This is a genomic window from Promicromonospora thailandica (assembly GCF_024171955.1).
GTDB classification, from domain to species: domain Bacteria; phylum Actinomycetota; class Actinomycetes; order Actinomycetales; family Cellulomonadaceae; genus Promicromonospora; species Promicromonospora thailandica.
In genome coordinates this window covers 61745-79411 of sequence record NZ_JAMTCS010000017.1, presented here as the reverse complement: position 1 = coordinate 79411, position 17667 = coordinate 61745, and the positions used below count along the sequence as shown (strand labels likewise).

Below are 17667 nucleotides of genomic sequence, written 5' to 3'. Positions count from 1 at the left end.
GAGGTGAGGGCGATGGCGCTGCGCTGGTACTCGACGGTGGTGGAGTCCACCGACCACAAGAAGCTGGCCCACTGGTGGGCCGACGCCCTGGGCTGGCAGGTCATCTTCGAGCTGGACGACGAGGCAGTGGTCGTGCCGCCCTGGGCGCTGGAGCTGGCGGAACAGGTCGACTTCCACCAGGTGCCGCCGGGCATGGTGTTCGTGCGGGTGGACCACGAGAAGTCGGGCAAGAACCGGCTGCACTGGGACTTCGCGCCCCACACGGGTGACGACCGGGACGCGGAGATCGCCCGCCTGGTCGGTCTGGGCGCCACGGTGATCGACGTGGGGCAGCCGGACGACGCGTCGTGGACGGTGCTGGCCGACCCGGACGGCAACGAGTTCTGCGTGCTCTCGGCCCGGGACCGGTAGTGGACGGCGGCACGGCTCCTCGGTTGATCCCGGATCGCACGCCCCGTCCATTCCGTGAGACCCGCGTCTCATGCGGCCTGTGGCGCGCGTAGGCTCCCGACATGGCAGAGGCTACGACAGACGGCATCGACCTCGCGGTCGTCGCAGGAGACGGCATCGGTACGGAGGTCGTGGAGCAGGGCCTCGCGGTCCTCGAGGCGGCACTGGCGCCGTCCGGCACCAAGCTCTCCACCACGGAGTTCGACCTCGGCGCGCGCCGGTGGCACGCGACGGGCGAGACCCTCACGGACGAGGACCTCGAGCGGATCAAGGGGCAGGACGCGATCCTGCTCGGCGCCATCGGTGACCCGTCGGTGCCGAGCGGCGTGCTGGAGCGCGGCCTGCTGCTCAAGCTGCGTTTCGCGCTGGACCACTACGTGAACCTGCGGCCCACCAAGCTGTTCGAGGGTGTCTCCAGCCCCCTGGCCGACCCGGGCGAGATCGACTTCGTCGTCGTGCGCGAGGGCACCGAGGGGCCGTACGTCGGCAACGGCGGCGCGCTGCGCGTCGGCACGCCGGCGGAGATCGCGACCGAGGTCAGCGTGAACACCGCGTTCGGCGTCGAGCGCGTGGTGCGGGACGCCTTCGCCCGGGCGAACGCGCGGCCGCGCAAGCACCTGACGCTGGTGCACAAGCACAACGTGCTGGTCCACGCGGGTCACCTGTGGCGCCGCACGGTCGAGGCCGTCAACGCCGAGTTCCCCGACGTGACGACCGACTACCTGCACGTCGACGCCGCGACGATCTTCCTCACGACGAACCCGTCCCGGTTCGACGTCATCGTGACCGACAACCTCTTCGGTGACATCCTCACCGACCAGGCCGCCGCGATCTCCGGCGGCATCGGCCTGGCCGCGTCGGCCAACATCAACCCCGACCGCACCGCGCCGTCGATGTTCGAGCCCGTGCACGGCTCGGCGCCCGACATCGCGGGCCAGGGCAAGGCCGACCCGACGGCGACGATCCTCTCGGTCGCCCTCCTGCTCGACCACCTGGGCTTCGCGGCCGAGTCCGCACGCGTCCACGACGCCGTCGCCGCGGACCTCGCGGCGCGCGGCGCCGCCGTACGCACGACCGACCAGGTAGGCCGCGACATCGCGGCCCGTGTGACCGGCTGACCCGCTGCACGACGGCGGCGTCCGGGGTCACGCAGACCGCGCCCGGGCGCCGCCGTCGCATGTCGATCGCATGTGGGTGACCGTCCCGGGCAGGCGCCCGGCTCGGAACGCTCCCTCCGCCTCGCCGGGCGTGGAAGACTGACAACAGCATTCCGGTGAAAGGCATCGACATGACAACAACGACGGATCCCATCCTCCCCGCGCCGCTCGAGGACCTGGTGGCGCTCTTCGACGTGCGGCACACCGACGTGCCGACGCCGGAGGCGGAGCGCGTCGAGGCGCTCCGCGCACCCAAGTTCGGCACGGTGTTCACCGACCACATGGCGCGGGTCTCGTGGTCCAGCGCGGACGGCTGGAAGGACCGGCGGATCGAGAAGTACGGTCCGCTGCAGCTCGACCCGGCCACGGCGGTGCTGCACTACGCGCAGGAGATCTTCGAGGGGCTCAAGGCGTACAAGCACGCCGACGGCTCGGTCTGGACGTTCCGCCCGGACCAGAACGCCGTCCGCTTCGCCCGCTCGGCGCACCGCCTCGCGCTGCCCGCCCTGAGCGTGGACGACTTCATCGGCTCGCTGGCCGCCCTGGTCCGCACGGACATCGACTGGGTGCCGGGCGGCGAGGACTCGTCCCTCTACCTGCGTCCGTTCATGTACGCGTCCGAGGTCTTCCTCGGCGTGCGCCCCTCGCTGCAGGCCGAGTACCTCGTGATCGCCTCGCCGGTGGGCCCGTACTTCTCGGGCGGCGTGCAGCCGGTGTCCATCTACGTGTCCGAGCAGTACCACCGGGCCGGCCCGCCCGGGGGCACGGGGGACGCGAAGTTCGGCGGCAACTACGCCGCGAGCCTGCTGCCCCAGCTCGAGGCGCAGAAGGAGGGCTTCGACCAGGTCTGCTTCCTGGACGCGGCCACCAGCACGTACCTCGAGGAGCTGGGCGGCATGAACGTCTTCCTCGTGACCGACGACGGGAAGATCCACACGCCCGAGCTCGGCTCCATCCTGGAGGGCATCACGCGTGCCTCCGTGCTGCAGCTCGCCGCCGACCGCGGCTACGAGGTGGTGGAGCGGCGCATCGCGCTCTCGGAGGTCGTCGAGGGGCTGGAGTCCGGGAAGATCAAGGAGTTCTTCGCGTGCGGTACGGCCGCCGTCGTGACGCCGGTGGGGCGTCTGGCGGGCGCGACCTTCGACCACGAGGTCAACGGCGGGAAGCCGGGCGAGCTCACGATGGCGCTGCGCCAGGAGCTCACCGACATCCAGTACGGCCGCGCCGCCGACCGGCACGGCTGGATGCGCCGCCTCGCCTGACCGGCGGCTCGCCGTCGACACCCCGGCCGCCCGCTGCGCGCTGAGATCTGGTGCGGCCGTCGCCCGCGCGCATTGAGATCTGGCTGTTCGCCGTCGAGATCTGGTGTCAGCGCCGAGATCTGGTGGTGCACTGCCAGATCTCGACGCTGACACCAGATCTCGCCTGCCTGCCACCAGATCTCGGCGTGGCCGGGCGCGGGCACATGCGCGGGCCACCAGATCTCAGTGCCCCGCGTGCGCCGAGATCTGGCCGTGCACCTCCAGGCCCCGGCTCAGCCCCAGAGCCGGCCGATCGCGTCGCGCGCCACCAGGAAGCCGACGATGCCCACGACCCAGGCCGTGGTGCTCGCGGCGTTGCGCGTGAGCCAGGCGTCCAGCCGGCCCAGGGGCCGCTCCACGAGCCGCGCCGCGACCAGGCGGGCCGCGGTCAGCAGCAGCGCGGGCGCCACCATGACCACGCAGTACCCGAGCACCCAGAGGCCGGACACCGGCCACCCGGGGCCCTGCGTGCCGATCAGGCCGAGCGCCGCGAGGTAGGGCAGCATCGTCGCCACCTCGACCAGGCCCGCGCCGACGGCGAGCAGGGCCAGCGCGGAGCCGCCGCCCGACTCGCTGCCCAGCGCCCGCTCCCGCCACCGGCCGAGCCGACCGGGCCGCGCCGACTGCGCAGGCCGCACCGGTGCCTCGGCCGCGCCGGCGTCCGCACCCGTCCCCGCGGGCGCCGCGACCGGCTTGCGCCCGCCGACCGGTTCGAGCTTGAAGCTCCAGGCGAACAGCCCCGCGCCCACGACGAGCTGCGCGATCAGGAACCCCCGGGTCTCGGACAACCGGGTCAGCGTGTCGCCGAGGGCGTCCGCGCCCAGCAGGATCGCGAGCCCGACCAGGGCGTAGAACCCGGCGATCGAACCGAGGTAGAGCAGCATGCGCCCCACACGGACCCGACCGGGAGCCATCAGCAGCCACACCGGGATGAGCAGCGTGCCGAAGCTCGTGGAGTCGACGAGGGCGAGCACGACCAGGGCGCCGACCAGCGCGGGCCCGGCGAGCTCGGCGGAGAAGAGGTCCATGCGGACAGCCTGCGGGCGGTGACGCGCCCGCGCATCGGCCGAACCGCCGAACCCCGGGCACGCGGCGTACATCGTTCGGATGATCCGCGCGGACCGGTCTCGTGCTGAGATGGTGCCATGCCCCGCCTGCCCGACCGCCTCGAGCCACTCGTCCGGGCGGTCCTGGCCGAGGACCGGCGCGGCGACGTCATCACCGCGGTCAAGCTGCTGGTCATCGCGCTCGCCCTCGACGCGCTGGGTCTGGTCCGGATCAACTGGTCGGGCCTGGAGGCGCCGACCTGGTGGTTCGTCGTCCCCGCCGTCGTGGGCTGCACCGCCCTGGTCTGGCGCCGCACCCGGCCGCTCGTCGCGCTCGGGGTCGCCGTGCTCGCGTTCGCCGCGGACATCGCGCTCGGCGGCAGCGTCGGCCTCATCGTGATCCTGTGGGAGGCGCTGTACGCCGTCCACCTGCACGGACGCCCCGCGGCGCGGCGCGTCGCCGTCGTGGGCGTCACGGCCGTGGTGCTCGCCGTCATGATCGTCGTCGGCGAGATCACCGGTGAGGTCCGGTACGCCGTGCTGGGCGGCCTCCAGGCGGTCACCCTGCTGGTCATGCCGATGTGGTGGGGCGCCAACGTGCGCCAGGGGCGCGAGCTGGCCGCAGCGGCGCATGAGCGCGAGCGGCTCGAGCGGGAGCGGGGCTCCGCGCTGCTGCGGCTCGCCGAGGCCGCCCGGCACGACGCCGTCCGCGCCGAGCGCACCGCCGTCGCCCGCGACCTGCACGACGTCGTGGCGTCACACCTGTCCGCCATCACCATCACGTCCGGCGGGGCGCTGGCCGGGCCCCCGGACGCCGACCGGGACCGGGCGGCGCTGCGGGCCGTCCGCGCGGAGAGCCTGGCGTCGCTGCAGGACATGCAGGCGATGATCCGGGTGCTGCGGGCCGAGACGGGGCAGAGCGCCGAGGCGTCCGCGGGCGTCGACGACCTGCTGGCCGCGCCGCGCGTCGCGCAGCTGGGGCCTGTGCTGGAGCAGGCCCGGCTCGCCGGTCTCGACCTCACCGTCACCGACCCCGCGGGCGTGCTGACCGGCGCCACCGTGCTGCCCGCCGCGGTGGACCACGCGGTGTACCGGGTGGTGCGCGAGGGCCTGACGAACGTGCTCAAGCACGGCGGTGCGCGCGCGGCGCTGCGCCTCGACGCGGGGCAGCGCCTCGAGCTCGAGGTCTGCGACTCCGGGCCGCGTGCCGGGGCGGCCGACCACGCGCCCGCCGGCACCGGGATCGGCCTGGTGTCGATGCGCGAGCGGGTGGAGGCCGTGGGCGGGTCCTTCGAGGCGGGCCCCGCTGGTCCGGACGACGCCGCGGGCTGGCGGGTCCGGGCGCTCCTGCCCCTGCCCGACCCGGCGGCGGACGACGTCCCCACCCCCGGCGTCGCTACCGGAAGGACGAGCGCATGATCCGCGTGCTGCTCGCCGACGACCACGCGGCGATCCGCGCAGGCCTGCGCATGCTGCTCGCGACCGCCGGCGACATCGAGGTGGTCGGCGAGGCCGGTGACGGCGCCGTCGCGGTGGCGAACGCGCGCGCCCTGCGCCCCGACGTCGTGCTCATGGACGTGCGCATGCCGGGCACCGACGGCGTGACCGCGACCCGGGAGATCGTCGCGGAGGGGCTGGCCGAGGTGCTGGTGCTCACGACGTTCGACCTGGACGAGTACGTGTTCGGCGCGCTGCGCGCCGGGGCCGCGGGCTTCCTGCTGAAGACGGCGGAGGCGGCGGCGCTGGTCGACGCCGTCCGGCACGTCGCGGCCGGCGACGGCGTGGTGGCGCCCGAGGTGACCCGGCGGCTCATCGCGGAGCTCGCGGGGCCCCGCACCGGGAACGGGGCCGCCCGCGGCGAGCCGTCGGCGCTGCCGGCCGACCTCACGCCCCGCGAGCTCGACGTGCTCGCGGGGCTCGGCGCCGGCCTGTCCAACGCCGAGCTCGCCGCCGAGCTGGTGATCAGCGAGGCGACCGCCAAGACCCACGTCTCGCGCGTGCTCGCCAAGCTGGGCGTGACGTCCCGCGTCCAGGCGGCGATCGCCGCCCGGGACGCGGGACTGGTCTGACCCCGGGCGTCAGGTGCGCTGCACCACCGTGCGGCTCAGCGTGCCCGTGAGCAGCGAGTACACCGCCGAGCCGATGATGATCCAGATGACGGCCGCCAGGATCGCGGGCACGATGTCGGCCCGGTCGGCGAACGGCACGGTCGCGAGGATCACCGTGGCCAGCACGACCACCCAGCCGAAGAACGACCGGGGCCGCGGCGTGCTGAGCACGAACAGGTAGAGCACCACGGAGGCCAGCGCCGCGAAGAGCGCGCCGGCCACGACCCAGGCCATGAGGTCGGACCCGGTGCCGGACAGGTCGAGCTGCGAGTGCACGTCCAGGCCCAGCACCGACTCGAGGATGAACGTGGCCGCGAGCCCGATCAGTGCCGCGACCAGGACGGTCGCCGCGGCGCCCGCCCAGTAGCGGCCGACCTCGAGGCCGAGGCGCGGGTTCTCGGTACCGGAGGTGACGGGCTGCGTGTAGCCCTCGCCGGGCGGCTGCCCCACGGGCTGCACCGGCGTACCCGGGGCCTGTGCGGGCACGTAGGCAGGAGGCGGCTGCTCCCCGTAGTCGGGGTCGTAGGGGCGGTTCGGGTCACTCATAGGGGTACCTCCCGGTTGGGCTGTATGTCCACTCCACCACGGATCGGACGTGCCCGCACGGCAGGGGGCTACAGGACCCGCCCCGCCCCCGTGTCAGCTGAGGCCCTGGAGGGTCAGGACGATGTCCTTCACCGCCGTGGCCGGGAGCTGGGCGCTGTCGTCCTCGACCCACCGGGCAACCGACGCCGGCACGCGCGGGTCGGAGCACAGCAGCAGCGGGGTGTCCGCGGAGGAGTCGGGCAGGCGGCCGTGCGTGCCGCGCACGTACGAGCCGTCGAGCGGCGTGGTGCTCATCGCGTACCGCAGGCCGAGCTTCTTGCGCACGAGGTTGAGCCCCGCCCGGGCCTTGGTGAGCGGGTCGGACGGGTCGAAGAACAGCTCCGCGGGGTCGTAGCCGGGCTTGCGGTGGATGTCGACGCCGCGCGCGAACTCGGGCGCGCGGTCGTCGTCGAGCCAGTAGTAGTACGTGAACCAGGCCTTCGGCTCGGCCACGACCACGAGCTCGCCCGCCCGCTCGTGGTCCAGCCCGTACTTCGCCTGCGCCTCACGGTCCAGCACCTCGTCGACGCCGGGCAGGGCGCGCAGCAGGTCCGCGACACGGGTGACGTCGGACGGGTCGTCCACGTAGACGTGCGCCACCTGGTGGTCGGCGACCGCGAACGCGCGCGACGTCCAGGGGTCGAGCTGCTCGCGCCCGTCCTGCGTGTAGACCTGCAGGTAGCCCTCGCGGCGCAGCACGCGGTTGATGTCCACCGGCCGGTCCGCGGGTCCGATGCCGTACTCCGCCAGGGCGACGACGGTGATCCCCGCGGCCTCGGCGTCGTCGAGCAGCGGCGCCAGCACCACGTCGAGCTCGGCGGCCGCGCGGTCCGCCTCGGGCGACTCCGGGCCGAACCGCTGCAGGTCGTAGTCGAGGTGCGGCAGGTACGCCGTGGTGAGCTGCGACGTCCGGGTGCGCAGCAGGTGCCGCGTGACGTCCACGATCCACCGCGTCGAGGCGATGGACGCCGTCGGGCCCCAGTAGGTGAACAGCGGGAAGTCGCCGAACCGGCCCACCAGCTCGTCGTGCAGGGCCGGCGGCCGCACGTACGCGTCCGGCGACTTGCGCCCGTCGGCGTGGTAGATCGGGCGGGGCGTGACCGTGACGTCGGTGGTCATGCCCATGGCGTACCACCAGCACACGTTGTCCGCGGTGTAGCCGGCGTCGTGCCGGCGGGCGGCCTCCCAGAGCTTCTCGCCCGCGACGAGCTTGTTGTGCTGGCGCCACAGGTACACGTCGCCGAGCTCGCGGAAGTACCAGCCGTTGCCGACGATCCCGTGCTCGGCCGGCATCAGACCGGTGAGCAGGGTCGACTGCACGCTGCACGTCACGGCCGGCAGCACCGTGGCGAGCTCGGACTGCCAGCCCGACCCCGCGAGCCGGCGCAGGCGCGGCATGTGGGACAGGGCGCGGGCGGTGAGTCCTACGACGTCGAGCAGCAGGACGGGGCTCATGCGGTGATTCCTTCCGTGGTCAGCAGGTGGTCGGTGGCCCAGCGCAGCTCGGCGGCGATCCCGGCCACCAGCTCGCCCTCGCCCGAGGGCAGCACGTCGGGCGGCAGCACGGACCATGTGTAGGTCTCGACGTCGAGGTGCGCCTCGGCGCCGTGCGGGGCGGCGCGCACCGCGTCGACGGCGTCGCGCAGCACCTGCGTCGTCGCGGTCAGCGGGGCCGCCGGCTCGTGGTGCAGCGGCACGTGGAAGTGCACGCGCCACGGCCCCTGGCCCGGCAGCGCCGGCCGGCGGGCCGCGTCGCCGAGCGCCACCGGCAGGTCGTCCGAGGCGAGCACGTCGCCGGACGCCGTCAGCTCACGCACCTGGTGCAGGTACCGCTGCTCGACGAACCGGCCCACCGCCTCCCGCGCACCCGGCGCCGACACGTCCGCGACCTCCAGCGCGGCCGAGGCCTGCACCTTGACCACCCGCAGGCCCGCGTCCGTGATCCGGCGGACGGCGCCCGCGGGGTCCGCGAACGACACCGCCAGGTGGCACGTGTCCAGGCAGACGCCCACGTGCTCGGGGTCGATCCGGCGGTCCGCGGGCCACTCCGGCCCGGTCCGCGCGGCCAGCCACGACACGACGTCCTCCACCGTGTCCAGCACGCAGCCGGGCTCCGGCTCGACGGCGACCCGCACGGTCCGGCCCGTACGTTCCGCGAGCGCCCGCAGCTCCGCCGACAGCGTGGCGAACGCCCTGGTGGCCTCGTCGTCGTCGGCCCGGGTCCAGGGTGCACGCCAGGCCAGGGGCAGGGTCGAGATGGAACCCGCCGTGCCCTCGGGCAGCAGGTCGGCCAGCACGCGGGCGCACGCGAGCACGTAGTCCAGGCGGGCGCGCTCGGCCCACGTGGGGGAGTAGACCGCGAGCTTGACCACGTCGCGGTGGAAGCCGCCGTACGGGAAGGCGTTCAGGGTGTGCACCTGGAGGCGGTGCTCCGCCAGCGCGGCGCGCAGGCGCTCGCGGTCGGCGGGGGAGGTGTCCAGGCGGTGGGCGAGCTCGGCGGGCAGCCACAGGCCGACGCCGAGGGTGTCGAGGCCCGCGGCCTCGCGCACGGGGCCGGCGTACCGGGCCAGCTGGTCGAGGACGCCGTCGAGGTCCTCGGCGGGGTGCACGTTGGTGCAGTAGGAGAGGAGCATGTCAGGCCCGCACCCCGCGCAGCACGGACGAGCCCTCGAACTCGACGCCGGGGGTGGGCGGGGCGCCCTCGGTGAAGCCGGGCACGGGATCGAGCACGAGGTTGCCGGACTGCTCGTAGAACGCGACGGGGTTGCGCCAGAGCACCTGGTCGACGTCGTCCTCGGTGAAGCCCGCGGCGAGCATCGCGCGGGCGGTCTTGACCGTCTTGAGCGGGTCGGACCGTCCCCAGTCGGCGGCGGAGTTCACGATCATGCGTTCGGTGCCGTACTCCTGGAGCAGGGCGACCATGCGGTCCTCGTCCATCTTGGTGTCGGGGTAGATGGAGAACCCGGCCCAGCCGCCGGCGTCGCGCACGAGGGCGACGTTGGTCTCGTTGAGGTGGTCCACGAGGACCCGTTCGGGGGCCAGGCCGGACTCGCGGACGACGTCGAGCGTGCGGCGGGTGCCGGCGAGCTTGTCGCGGTGCGGGGTGTGCACCAGGACGGGCAGCTCCGCCTCGCGCGCCATCTGGAGCTGGGTGGCGAACACCTCGTCCTCCTCGGGCGTCATGGAGTCGTACCCGACCTCGCCCACGGCCACGACGCCGTCCTTGAGCAGGTAGCGGGGCACCTCGGCGAGCACCTCGCGGCAGCGCGGGTCGTTCGCCTCCTTGGGGTTGAGTGCGATGGTCGCGTGGTGGCGGACGCCGAACTGCGCGGCGCGGAACCTCTCCCAGCCGAGCAGGGAGTCGAAGTAGTCGGTGAAGGAGCCCACGCTGGTGCGCGGCTGTCCCAGCCAGAACGCGGGCTCGACGACCACGCGCACGCCGGCGGCGTACAGGGCCTCGTAGTCGTCGGTGGTGCGGCTCGTCATGTGGATGTGCGGGTCGAGGATGCGCAACGTCACTCCTTCGTGGTGCTGGGCCGGTCGCCGGGGCGGTCGGTCGTGCCCGTGATCCGGTCGAGGTCGGCGGGGACGGTGCGGCCCGCGGCCCGCCGCTCGGCGGCGAAGTCGCGCGCCATGCGGTCGAGCTCGGCGTCGGCGCGGCCCGCCAGGTCGTGCACGGCGTCCAGGCTCGTGCCCTGGAACACGAGCTTGAGCACGGCGTGCCGCCACGTGTGCTGGTCCAGGTGCCGGGCGCCGAACGGGCCCACGGCGGCCGCGACGAGCGCGGGCTCGTTGGCGCGCAGCGCGTCGGCGGCCAGCTCGAGGCCCGCGGGGACGAGGTCGCCGAGGTCGTCGCCCCGCGTGGTGAGCGCGTCCAGGCCGCGCAGGACGCCGCGGCGCTCCGCGCCGTCGCCCTGGCGGTAGAGCGCGGTGAGGCGGGCTGCCCCGTCCGGGCCGGTGCCCACGGTGTCCACCAGGGCGACGACGAGGGCCGCGCGGGCGGCGTCGTCGACCGTGCCGTGCACGACGCCCGCCGGGTCGGTGTCCGGGCGCAGGGGCCCGCGGCCCACGCGGCGGGCCGCGAGCGCGAACGACCGGGTGACCGTGTCCGGGTCGCGGGCGACGTCGGCGCGCGCGGCGTCGAGCCAGCCCTCGCCGGCGGGTACCTCTGCGGTCATGGCACGGTCCTTTCGCTGGTGGGCGTACCGGTGACGGAGGCCCAGGCCCGCAGCAGGGCGGTACGGCCGGCCAGGGCGAGCCGGGGCGCGTCGTGGGAGTGGCGGGGCAGCTCCACGGCCGCGACGCCCGTGTAGCCGATGTCGGCGAGCGTGGCGAGCACGAGGGGCAGGTCGATCTCGCCCTCCCCGAAGGGCCGGTGCTCGTGGTGGCTGCGCGGCATGTCGTCGAGCTGCACGTTGCTCAGGTGGGGCGCGGCGGCGCGCAGCGCGCCCTCGACGCCGCCGGGCTCGACCACCAGGCAGTGCCCGACGTCGACCGTGATCCCCAGCTCGGGCGGCTCACCCGCCTCGGCCAGGAGCCGCAGCGCGTCGTCGACGGTCTCGACGAGCATGCCGGGCTCCGGCTCGATCGCGAGCCGCACCCCGCGTTCCCCGGCGTAGCGGGCCAGCGGCGGGATGCGGTCGCGCAGGCGGGCCCAGCCGTCGGCGGGGGAGGCGTCGTCCGGCAGGATGCCGGAGAAGAACGAGACGCAGCGGGCGTCCAGCTCGGCCGCGATCTCCACGGCGCGCTCCAGGAAGCGGATGCGCAGGGACGCGTCCCGGTCCACGAGGGTGGGCCGGTGCTTGTGCAGCGGGTCGAGCAGGTAGCGGGTGCCGGTCTCGACGACCACGGCGGCGCCCCGGCCGCCGCGCATCCGGGCCAGGTGGGCGCGCAGGGCGGCGACCTCGGTGGGTGCACCGGGCGCGAACGGGTCGAGGTGCGGGAACCCGAGCGTGAGCGCGACGGCGTCGTACCCCACGTCGTCGAGCACGTCGAGCGCGGTGTGCAGGGGGTGGTCGCCGAAGCCGTTGGTGCCGTAGCCGAGCAGGAACGGGGGCCTCACGTGATGCTCACCCCCGCGCGTCGGCGGGCCCGGCCGAGCAGGCGCAGCCCGTACCCGGCGGCGGCGACGCCGGCGAGCAGCGCCGTGGTGCCCAGCCCGCCGGCGCGGGCCGCCCAGGCGGCCTGCAGGGGCACCATGGCCTGGATGCCGGAGCGGGTGGCGGTGCGGGCGTGGGCCGCCGTCGGCTCGGCCGCCGCGCGGACCTGGCCGGGCAGGGCCGCCGCGGCGTACGCGGCCGCGGCCGCCGCGGCCGTCCAGCGCGCGGTGCGCGTCGTGGTGGCCGGGGCGGTGACCGCCGCGGCCACGGCGCCCGCGACGGTCCCCGCGGCGACGCCCCCGGCCACGGGCCGCGTGGTGCCGTGCACCTCGCCGCGCGAGAGCACGGTGACGCCGAGCGTGTGGGCCGTCAGCCCGGCGGCGGCCGGGAGCGCGGACCGCACGGGGCCCGGCGTGGCGCCGAGCAGCACGTCGAGCCCGCGGCACGCGGCCATCACGAACGGCCCGGTCGGGTGGTCCTTGGCGACCAGGTCGTACGTCCACACGCACGCGGCGAGCGGCAGCGCGACGGCGAGCGCCCGGCGTCCGCCCGCCAGTCCCGCCGCGGCGATGCCCCCCCGCGGTGAGCGCGGCCCCGACCGTGAGCGCGCCGCCCGGGGTGACCCGCCCGGACGGGACGGGCCGCTCGGGTCGTTCGGTGGCGTCGACGTGCCGGTCGGCGTAGTCGTTGAGCGCCATGCCGCCGAGGTAGAGGCACGCGGAGGCGACGGGCAGCAGGGCGTGCCGTGCCCGCAGCGGCACGGGTGCGGCGGCCCGCGCGGCGGCGAGCCCCGCGAGCGAGTCGCCGACGACGGACAGCGCCGCGGGCGCCCGCACGAGCTCGACGAGATCCCGGACGCGGTCCGTCCCGCGCCGCCTGCCGCGCTGTTCACCACAGCGGCTGCTGCCACCGCCGGCGTCCGGCTGGCAGGAGCTGCTGTGGTCGACGACGTCCGTGCGACCGTCCGTGCGACCATCCGTGCCGGCGAGCGGCGGGTCGAAGCGGGGCTGGAAGCGGGGTGCCCGGCCCGACGTCATGGGCGGGCCTGCGCCGCGACGCGCTGCACCCAGCTCTCGAGGGCGACGGCCTGGGCGGCCGCGTCGTGCACGTCGGAGCCCCACGGGTCCTTGAAGAAGAAGCCGAGCTCGGGCACCGGCCCGCTGACCCCTGCTCCGTGCGCGAACGCGAGCAGGCGCGCGAGGTCGAGCACGAGGGGCGCGGCGAGCATCGAGTCGTGCGCGCTCCACGTGGTCTGCAGGGTGATCCGCGAGCCGAGGAACCCCTCGACGTGCACGTGGTCCCAGGCGACCTTGACGTCGCCCAGGTCGGGCACGTTGTCGATGTGCAGCGGTGTGGTGTCGCTGCCCGTCAGCGCCGTCAGGCCCCGGGTCTTGGTGGCGAGCTTGCTGCGCACGGCGTCGGGGTCGGCCAGGGTGGCGCCGTCGCCGCCGCCCAGCAGGTTCGTGCCCGACCAGGAGAGCACCTTCAGGCCGCGCGCGGCGAACGCCGGGGCGAGCACGGTGCGCAGCCAGGTCTGGCCGGTCTTGCCGTCCTGCCCGGCCACGGGGATGCCGCGGTCGCGCGCCAGCGCGGTGAGGGCGGGCAGGCCCATGCCCGCGGACGGCGTGAACGACGCGTAGGCGGCCCCCGCGAGCACCGCGGCGTACGCGGACACGGACGACGCCGGGAGCACGGCGCGGCCGGGGTCGGCCAGGGCGGTCAGGAGCGCGGCGGGGTCCTCGTGCTCGGGCACGGGTGTGACGGGCGGCTCGGTCGAGGACAGGTCGACGACGACCACGCGGGCCAGCCCGTGCCGCTCCTGGAAGGACGTGATGTCGGCCGCGAGGCGCTCGGCGACCTGCTGCTGGGAGCTGCCCTCCTCGTGGTCCGGCGCGTAGCCGGGGCGCACCTCGGCGTCGGCGCGCTCGACGGCGTCGTGCGTGGCGGCGAGCAGGCGCGGCGCGATCATCCCCGACTCGACGAGGTGCTCGGCGCGCTTGGTCATCGTGACGGCGGAGATGTCGTGGCCGCCCACCACGAGGTCGGCGAACTCGGGCAGGCCCGCGGACGCGAACGGCTCCCGCGCGGTGACGCAACCGGTCGGCGGCGCCTGCGCGCCCGCGATGGCGGCCAGGCCCACCGTGGCGGTGGTGGCCACGGAGCCGCGGGCCCCGACGAACCAGATCCCAGTGCGTTCTGCGTGGTGGCGTGCAGAGGCGTCGTTCATCGTTGTGCTCCCCGGTCCGACGTCGTCGTCCCGAGCAACCTATCCGGACTTATGGCGATTAGCAAACAAAAGTTCAGGGTTGTTCGCACAAAGCGAGATTCCCGACATGGGCGGTGGCATCCGAGGCCGGGGTCAGCCCAACCGGACCCCGGCGCTACGCGACGGGACGGCGTCCAGCGTTGGCAGCACCGCGTCGAGCTCCGCCGACGACGCCACGGTCGCCGCCGCCACGTTCTGCTCCAGGTGCGCCACGTCGGCGGTGCCCGGGATGAGCAGCGTGCTCGGCGAGTGCCGCAGCAGCCAGGCCAGCCCGACCTGCGACGGCGTGACCCCGAGCGTGGCGCTCGCCGCCAGCACGGCAGGCTCGTCGGTCACCTTCGGCATGCCGGGGAACGCGCCGCCCAGCGGGAAGAACGGCACCCAGGCGATCCCCTCGGCGGCACACAGGCGAAGCAGCGCCTCGTCCGTGCGCGACACCAGGCTGTACGCGTTCTGCACGCACACGATGCCCGCGGGCAGCGCCCGGCGCAGCACGTCCTCCGTCACGCTGCTGAGCCCGATCGCGCTGATCGTGCCCTCGTCGCGCAGTGTGGTCAGCACGTCGAGCTGGTCCTCGATGTCGACCACCTGGTCACCTTCGGCGACCAGGCCGGGCAGGATGTCCAGGCGGCGCAGGTTCACCACCGGGAGCTGCTCGGTGCCCAGGCTCCGCAGGTTGTCCTCGACGCTCGCGCGGAGCTCCGCGGGCCGCTGGGCCGGACGCAGCGGGAGCGGGCCGGCCGGGTCGGGGTCGGCGCCCACCTTGGTGACCACCACGACGTCGTCCTGCGGCCGGAGGGCCTCGCGGAGCAGCTCGTTGACGAACCCGTCGCCGTAGAACTGCGCGGTGTCGACGTGGTCCACGCCGAGCTCGACGGCGCGGCGCAGGAGGGCGACGCCCGCGGCGCGGTCGCCCCGCAGGCGTTCGAGCTGCATGGCGCCATACCCCACGCGGAAGACGGGGCGGCCGGCGAGCAGGCCGGTGTCGGGTGACGTGCTGGAAGTCATGGGAACCAGTCCTCGTGCGATGATGGACAGAAGCGGAGGTCCCTCCGCTCTTCGACCGTAGCACAACCGGAGGTGCCTCCGTTATGAGTACGCCCCTCGCGGGCCGCCCGGCGCGCGCCGACGCGCGCCGGAACCGCGACAAGCTCGTCGCCGCCGCCCAGGAGGCGTTCGCCACCGCGGAGGAGACGGTCTCGCTGGAACGGGTCGCCCGCGCGGCCGGCGTCGGCATCGGCACGCTGTACCGGCACTTCCCGACGCGCGAGGACCTCGTCGAGGCGGTCTACGGCGCCGAGCTGGACGCCGTGGCGGCCGGGGCGGCGGAGCTGCTGGCCGAGCTGCCGCCGGACGCGGCGCTGCGGGCGTGGATGGACCGCTACGCGGCGTTCGTCGCGACCAAGCGCGGGATGCTCGACACGTTGCGCGCCGGCTGGGCCAGCGGCCGCATCAACCGGTCCGTCACCCGCGAGCGGGTCACCACGGCGCTCGGGTCCATCCTCACGGCCGGTGCCCGTGCGGGCGTGCTGCGCGGTGACGTCGACCCCGGCGACGTCACGACCCTGCTGGTGGGGGCGCTCATGGTCACCGGCGCCGAGGCTACGCCGGACCGCACCGCCCACCTGCTCGACCTGGTCGCCGCGAGCCTGCGGCCGACGGCCTGACCGAGGGCACCCCTCGCGCTCCAGTCGTGAGTCTTCGTCGCCGAGGCCGAGGTGCGCTGGCTCGACCGCGTCGATGCCTCGGCCGCGGCGCACGGGGTCCGCGCGCTTCAGAGGGTGGTCACGACTTCCGCGGGCCGCCGGGCTGTGGCACCATGACCCGCATGACCGAGTGCCTCACCCTGAGCTCCACCCTGCGACAGGTGATCATCATTTCGTAGCGCGTCCGGCGAGAACCGCACCGGACGCGCAGACCTTCCACACCCTGGAGGGTCTTTTTTGTTGGCCGGACGGCCCGGCTCCGACCGGGTCACCAGACACATCATCGTTGGGAGCCTCGATGACCACCGCCCCGTTCCAGGTGTACGACACGACGCTGCGCGACGGCGCGCAGCAGGAGGGCATGAGCCTCTCCGTCTCCGACAAGCTCGCCATCGCGGCGCTGCTCGACGAGCTCGGCGTCGGCTACATCGAGGGCGGCTGGCCGGGCGCGGTCCCCAAGGACACCGACTTCTTCGCCCGGGCCGCCGCCGAGCTGACCCTGAAGAACGCGGTGCTCGCCGCGTTCGGCGCCACGCGCCGGGCGGGCGTACGGGCGGGTGACGACCCGCAGGTGCGCGCGCTCCTGGACGCGGCCACCCCCGTCGTCACGCTCGTGGCCAAGTCGGACGTGCGGCACGTGGAGCGCGCGCTGCGCACGACGCGCGCCGAGAACCTCGCCATGATCGGCGACACCGTCGCGTTCCTCGTGGCCGAGGGGCGCCGCGTGGTGCTGGACGCCGAGCACTTCTTCGACGGCTACCGGTACGACCGGGACTACGCGACCAGCGCCGTCGTGACCGCGTTCGAGGCGGGCGCCGAGGTGGTCACGCTCTGCGACACCAACGGCGGCATGCTGCCCACGTGGGTGGGCGAGATCGTGCGCGAGCTGCGCGACACGACCGGCATCGGGCCGGACCGGCTGCTGGGCGTGCACGCGCACAACGACAGCGGCTGTGCCGTCGCGAACTCGCTGGCCGCCGTCGAGGCGGGCGCGACGCACGTGCAGGGCACCGTCAACGGCTACGGGGAGCGCACCGGCAACGCCGACCTCGTCACCGTGGTCGCCAACCTGGAGCTCAAGTCCGGCATGACGCTCCTGGCCGACGACGGACTGCGGGAGGCCACCCGGATCGCGCACGCCATCAGCGAGATCACCAACATCTCGCCGTTCGCGCGGCAGCCGTACGTGGGTGCCAGCGCCTTCGCGCACAAGGGCGGCCTGCACGCCAGCGCCATCCGCGTGGACCCGGACATGTACCAGCACACCGACCCGACCCTCGTGGGCAACGACATGCGCATGCTGGTCTCCGACATGGCGGGCCGCGCGTCGGTGGAGCTCAAGGGCCGCGAGCTGGGCTTCGACCTCGCGGGCCAGGGCGAGCTGCTCTCGCGGGTCACCAACCGGGTGAAGGACGACGAGGCGGCCGGCTACACCTACGAGGCCGCCGACGCGTCGTTCGAGCTGCTGCTGCGCTCCGAGCTGGGGCAGCGGCCCGAGTACTTCGCGGTCGAGTCGTGGCGCACGATCATCGAGACGGTCCCGGCGGGCGCCGCCCCGCCGTCGGTCCACGCGCCGGACGCCGCCGCCGTGGCCGAGGCGACCGTCAAGCTCCGGGCGGGCGGCGAGCGCATCGTGTCCACCGGCGAGGGCAACGGCCCCGTCAACGCGCTGGACCAGGCGCTGCGCAGCGCGCTGTCGCGGGTCTACCCCGAGCTGGCCCGGTTCGAGCTGATCGACTTCAAGGTACGGATCCTGGACACCGAGCTCGGTACAGACGCGATCACGCGCGTGCTGATCGACACCAGCGACGGCGAGCGGTCGTGGTCCACGGTCGGCGTCGGCCCGAACCTCGTCGAGGCGGCGTGGGAGGCGGTCACGGAGGCGTACGTGTTCGGCCTCCTGAAGTCGGGCGTCGAACCCCGCGCATAGCACCACGACGAAGCCCCTG

The 17667-nt window shown here is 74.5% G+C and carries 16 protein-coding genes and 2 pseudogenes; 7 read left to right on the top strand and 11 right to left on the bottom strand.

The window, feature by feature from the left end:
• Window positions 1-12: 12 nt before the first annotated feature.
• The 3 genes from APR03_RS23755 (at window position 13) to APR03_RS23745 (ending at window position 2869) form a co-directional block, all read left to right on the top strand.
• Entirely contained in the window at window positions 13-411 is a 399-nt protein-coding gene (locus APR03_RS23755) for a VOC family protein (protein WP_253839755.1), read from the top strand.
• 101 nt (window positions 412-512) lie between these two features.
• Entirely contained in the window at window positions 513-1568 is a 1056-nt protein-coding gene (locus tag APR03_RS23750) for a 3-isopropylmalate dehydrogenase (RefSeq protein ID WP_253839753.1), read from the top strand.
• Window positions 1569-1738: 170 nt separating this feature from the next.
• Window positions 1739-2869 (top strand): branched-chain amino acid aminotransferase, encoded by a 1131-nt coding sequence (locus APR03_RS23745; RefSeq protein ID WP_253839751.1) that lies wholly within the window; start codon window positions 1739-1741, stop codon window positions 2867-2869.
• 272 nt (window positions 2870-3141) lie between these two features.
• Here the strand turns inward: APR03_RS23745 and APR03_RS23740 are convergent, their stop codons facing one another.
• Window positions 3142-3936 (bottom strand): GAP family protein, encoded by a 795-nt coding sequence (locus APR03_RS23740; RefSeq protein WP_253839749.1) that lies wholly within the window; start codon window positions 3934-3936, stop codon window positions 3142-3144.
• Window positions 3937-4053: 117 nt separating this feature from the next.
• Here APR03_RS23740 and APR03_RS23735 point away from each other — a divergent pair, with 117 nt between their 5' ends.
• Window positions 4054-5373 (top strand): sensor histidine kinase, encoded by a 1320-nt coding sequence (locus tag APR03_RS23735; RefSeq protein ID WP_253839748.1) that lies wholly within the window; start codon window positions 4054-4056, stop codon window positions 5371-5373.
• Window positions 5370-6023, top strand: coding sequence for a response regulator (locus tag APR03_RS23730; RefSeq protein WP_253839747.1), 654 nt, complete (start codon window positions 5370-5372; stop codon window positions 6021-6023). Before APR03_RS23735 ends, APR03_RS23730 begins: the two co-directional genes overlap by 4 nt.
• 9 nt (window positions 6024-6032) lie before the next feature.
• On the opposite strand, the gene APR03_RS23725 is transcribed toward APR03_RS23730, so the two are convergent.
• The 10 genes and pseudogenes from APR03_RS23725 to APR03_RS23680 form a co-directional block, all read right to left on the bottom strand.
• On the bottom strand, window positions 6033-6608 hold the full coding sequence (locus APR03_RS23725) for a DUF6069 family protein (RefSeq protein ID WP_253839746.1): 576 nt from the start codon (window positions 6606-6608) through the stop codon (window positions 6033-6035).
• Window positions 6609-6701: 93 nt separating this feature from the next.
• Complete coding sequence (locus APR03_RS23720; RefSeq protein ID WP_253839745.1) at window positions 6702-8102, bottom strand: alkaline phosphatase family protein; 1401 nt, start codon at window positions 8100-8102, stop codon at window positions 6702-6704.
• Entirely contained in the window at window positions 8099-9280 is a 1182-nt protein-coding gene (gene eboE / locus APR03_RS23715) for a metabolite traffic protein EboE (RefSeq protein WP_253839744.1), read from the bottom strand. Before eboE ends, APR03_RS23720 begins: the two co-directional genes overlap by 4 nt.
• 1 nt (window position 9281) lies before the next feature.
• The gene (locus APR03_RS23710; RefSeq protein ID WP_275977947.1) at window positions 9282-10160 is read right to left on the bottom strand and encodes a TatD family hydrolase; all 879 of its coding nucleotides are present in this window, start codon (window positions 10158-10160) and stop codon (window positions 9282-9284) included.
• A 2-nt stretch (window positions 10161-10162) separates the two neighbouring features.
• Window positions 10163-10825 carry an EboA domain-containing protein gene (locus tag APR03_RS23705; protein WP_253839741.1) on the bottom strand — a complete coding sequence of 221 codons (663 nt, stop codon included), beginning with the start codon at window positions 10823-10825 and terminating at the stop codon, window positions 10163-10165.
• Window positions 10822-11625, bottom strand: a pseudogene (locus tag APR03_RS23700) (sugar phosphate isomerase/epimerase family protein); the annotation flags it as partial. The gene APR03_RS23705 and the pseudogene APR03_RS23700, both read right to left, overlap by 4 nt.
• Window positions 11626-11705: 80 nt before the next feature.
• Window positions 11706-12251: a UbiA prenyltransferase family protein gene (locus APR03_RS23695; RefSeq protein WP_253839810.1), complete on the bottom strand. Its 546-nt coding sequence runs from the start codon at window positions 12249-12251 to the stop codon at window positions 11706-11708.
• A 130-nt stretch (window positions 12252-12381) separates the two neighbouring features.
• A pseudogene (locus APR03_RS23690) lies at window positions 12382-12783 on the bottom strand (hypothetical protein); the annotation flags it as partial.
• Window positions 12780-13973, bottom strand: a complete 1194-nt coding sequence (locus APR03_RS23685; protein ID WP_253839739.1) for an inositol-3-phosphate synthase — start codon at window positions 13971-13973, stop codon at window positions 12780-12782. The pseudogene APR03_RS23690 and the gene APR03_RS23685, both read right to left, overlap by 4 nt.
• 132 nt (window positions 13974-14105) lie before the next feature.
• Complete coding sequence (locus tag APR03_RS23680) at window positions 14106-15020, bottom strand: aldo/keto reductase (RefSeq protein ID WP_253839737.1); 915 nt, start codon at window positions 15018-15020, stop codon at window positions 14106-14108.
• 83 nt (window positions 15021-15103) lie between these two features.
• On the opposite strand from APR03_RS23680, the gene APR03_RS23675 reads away from it, so the two are divergent.
• The gene (locus APR03_RS23675; protein WP_253839736.1) at window positions 15104-15679 is read left to right on the top strand and encodes a TetR/AcrR family transcriptional regulator; all 576 of its coding nucleotides are present in this window, start codon (window positions 15104-15106) and stop codon (window positions 15677-15679) included.
• Between the two features lie 337 nt (window positions 15680-16016).
• A complete protein-coding gene (gene cimA, locus APR03_RS23670) occupies window positions 16017-17648 on the top strand; it encodes a citramalate synthase (RefSeq protein ID WP_253839735.1) in 1632 nt (543 codons plus the stop codon).
• Window positions 17649-17667 lie beyond the last annotated feature (19 nt).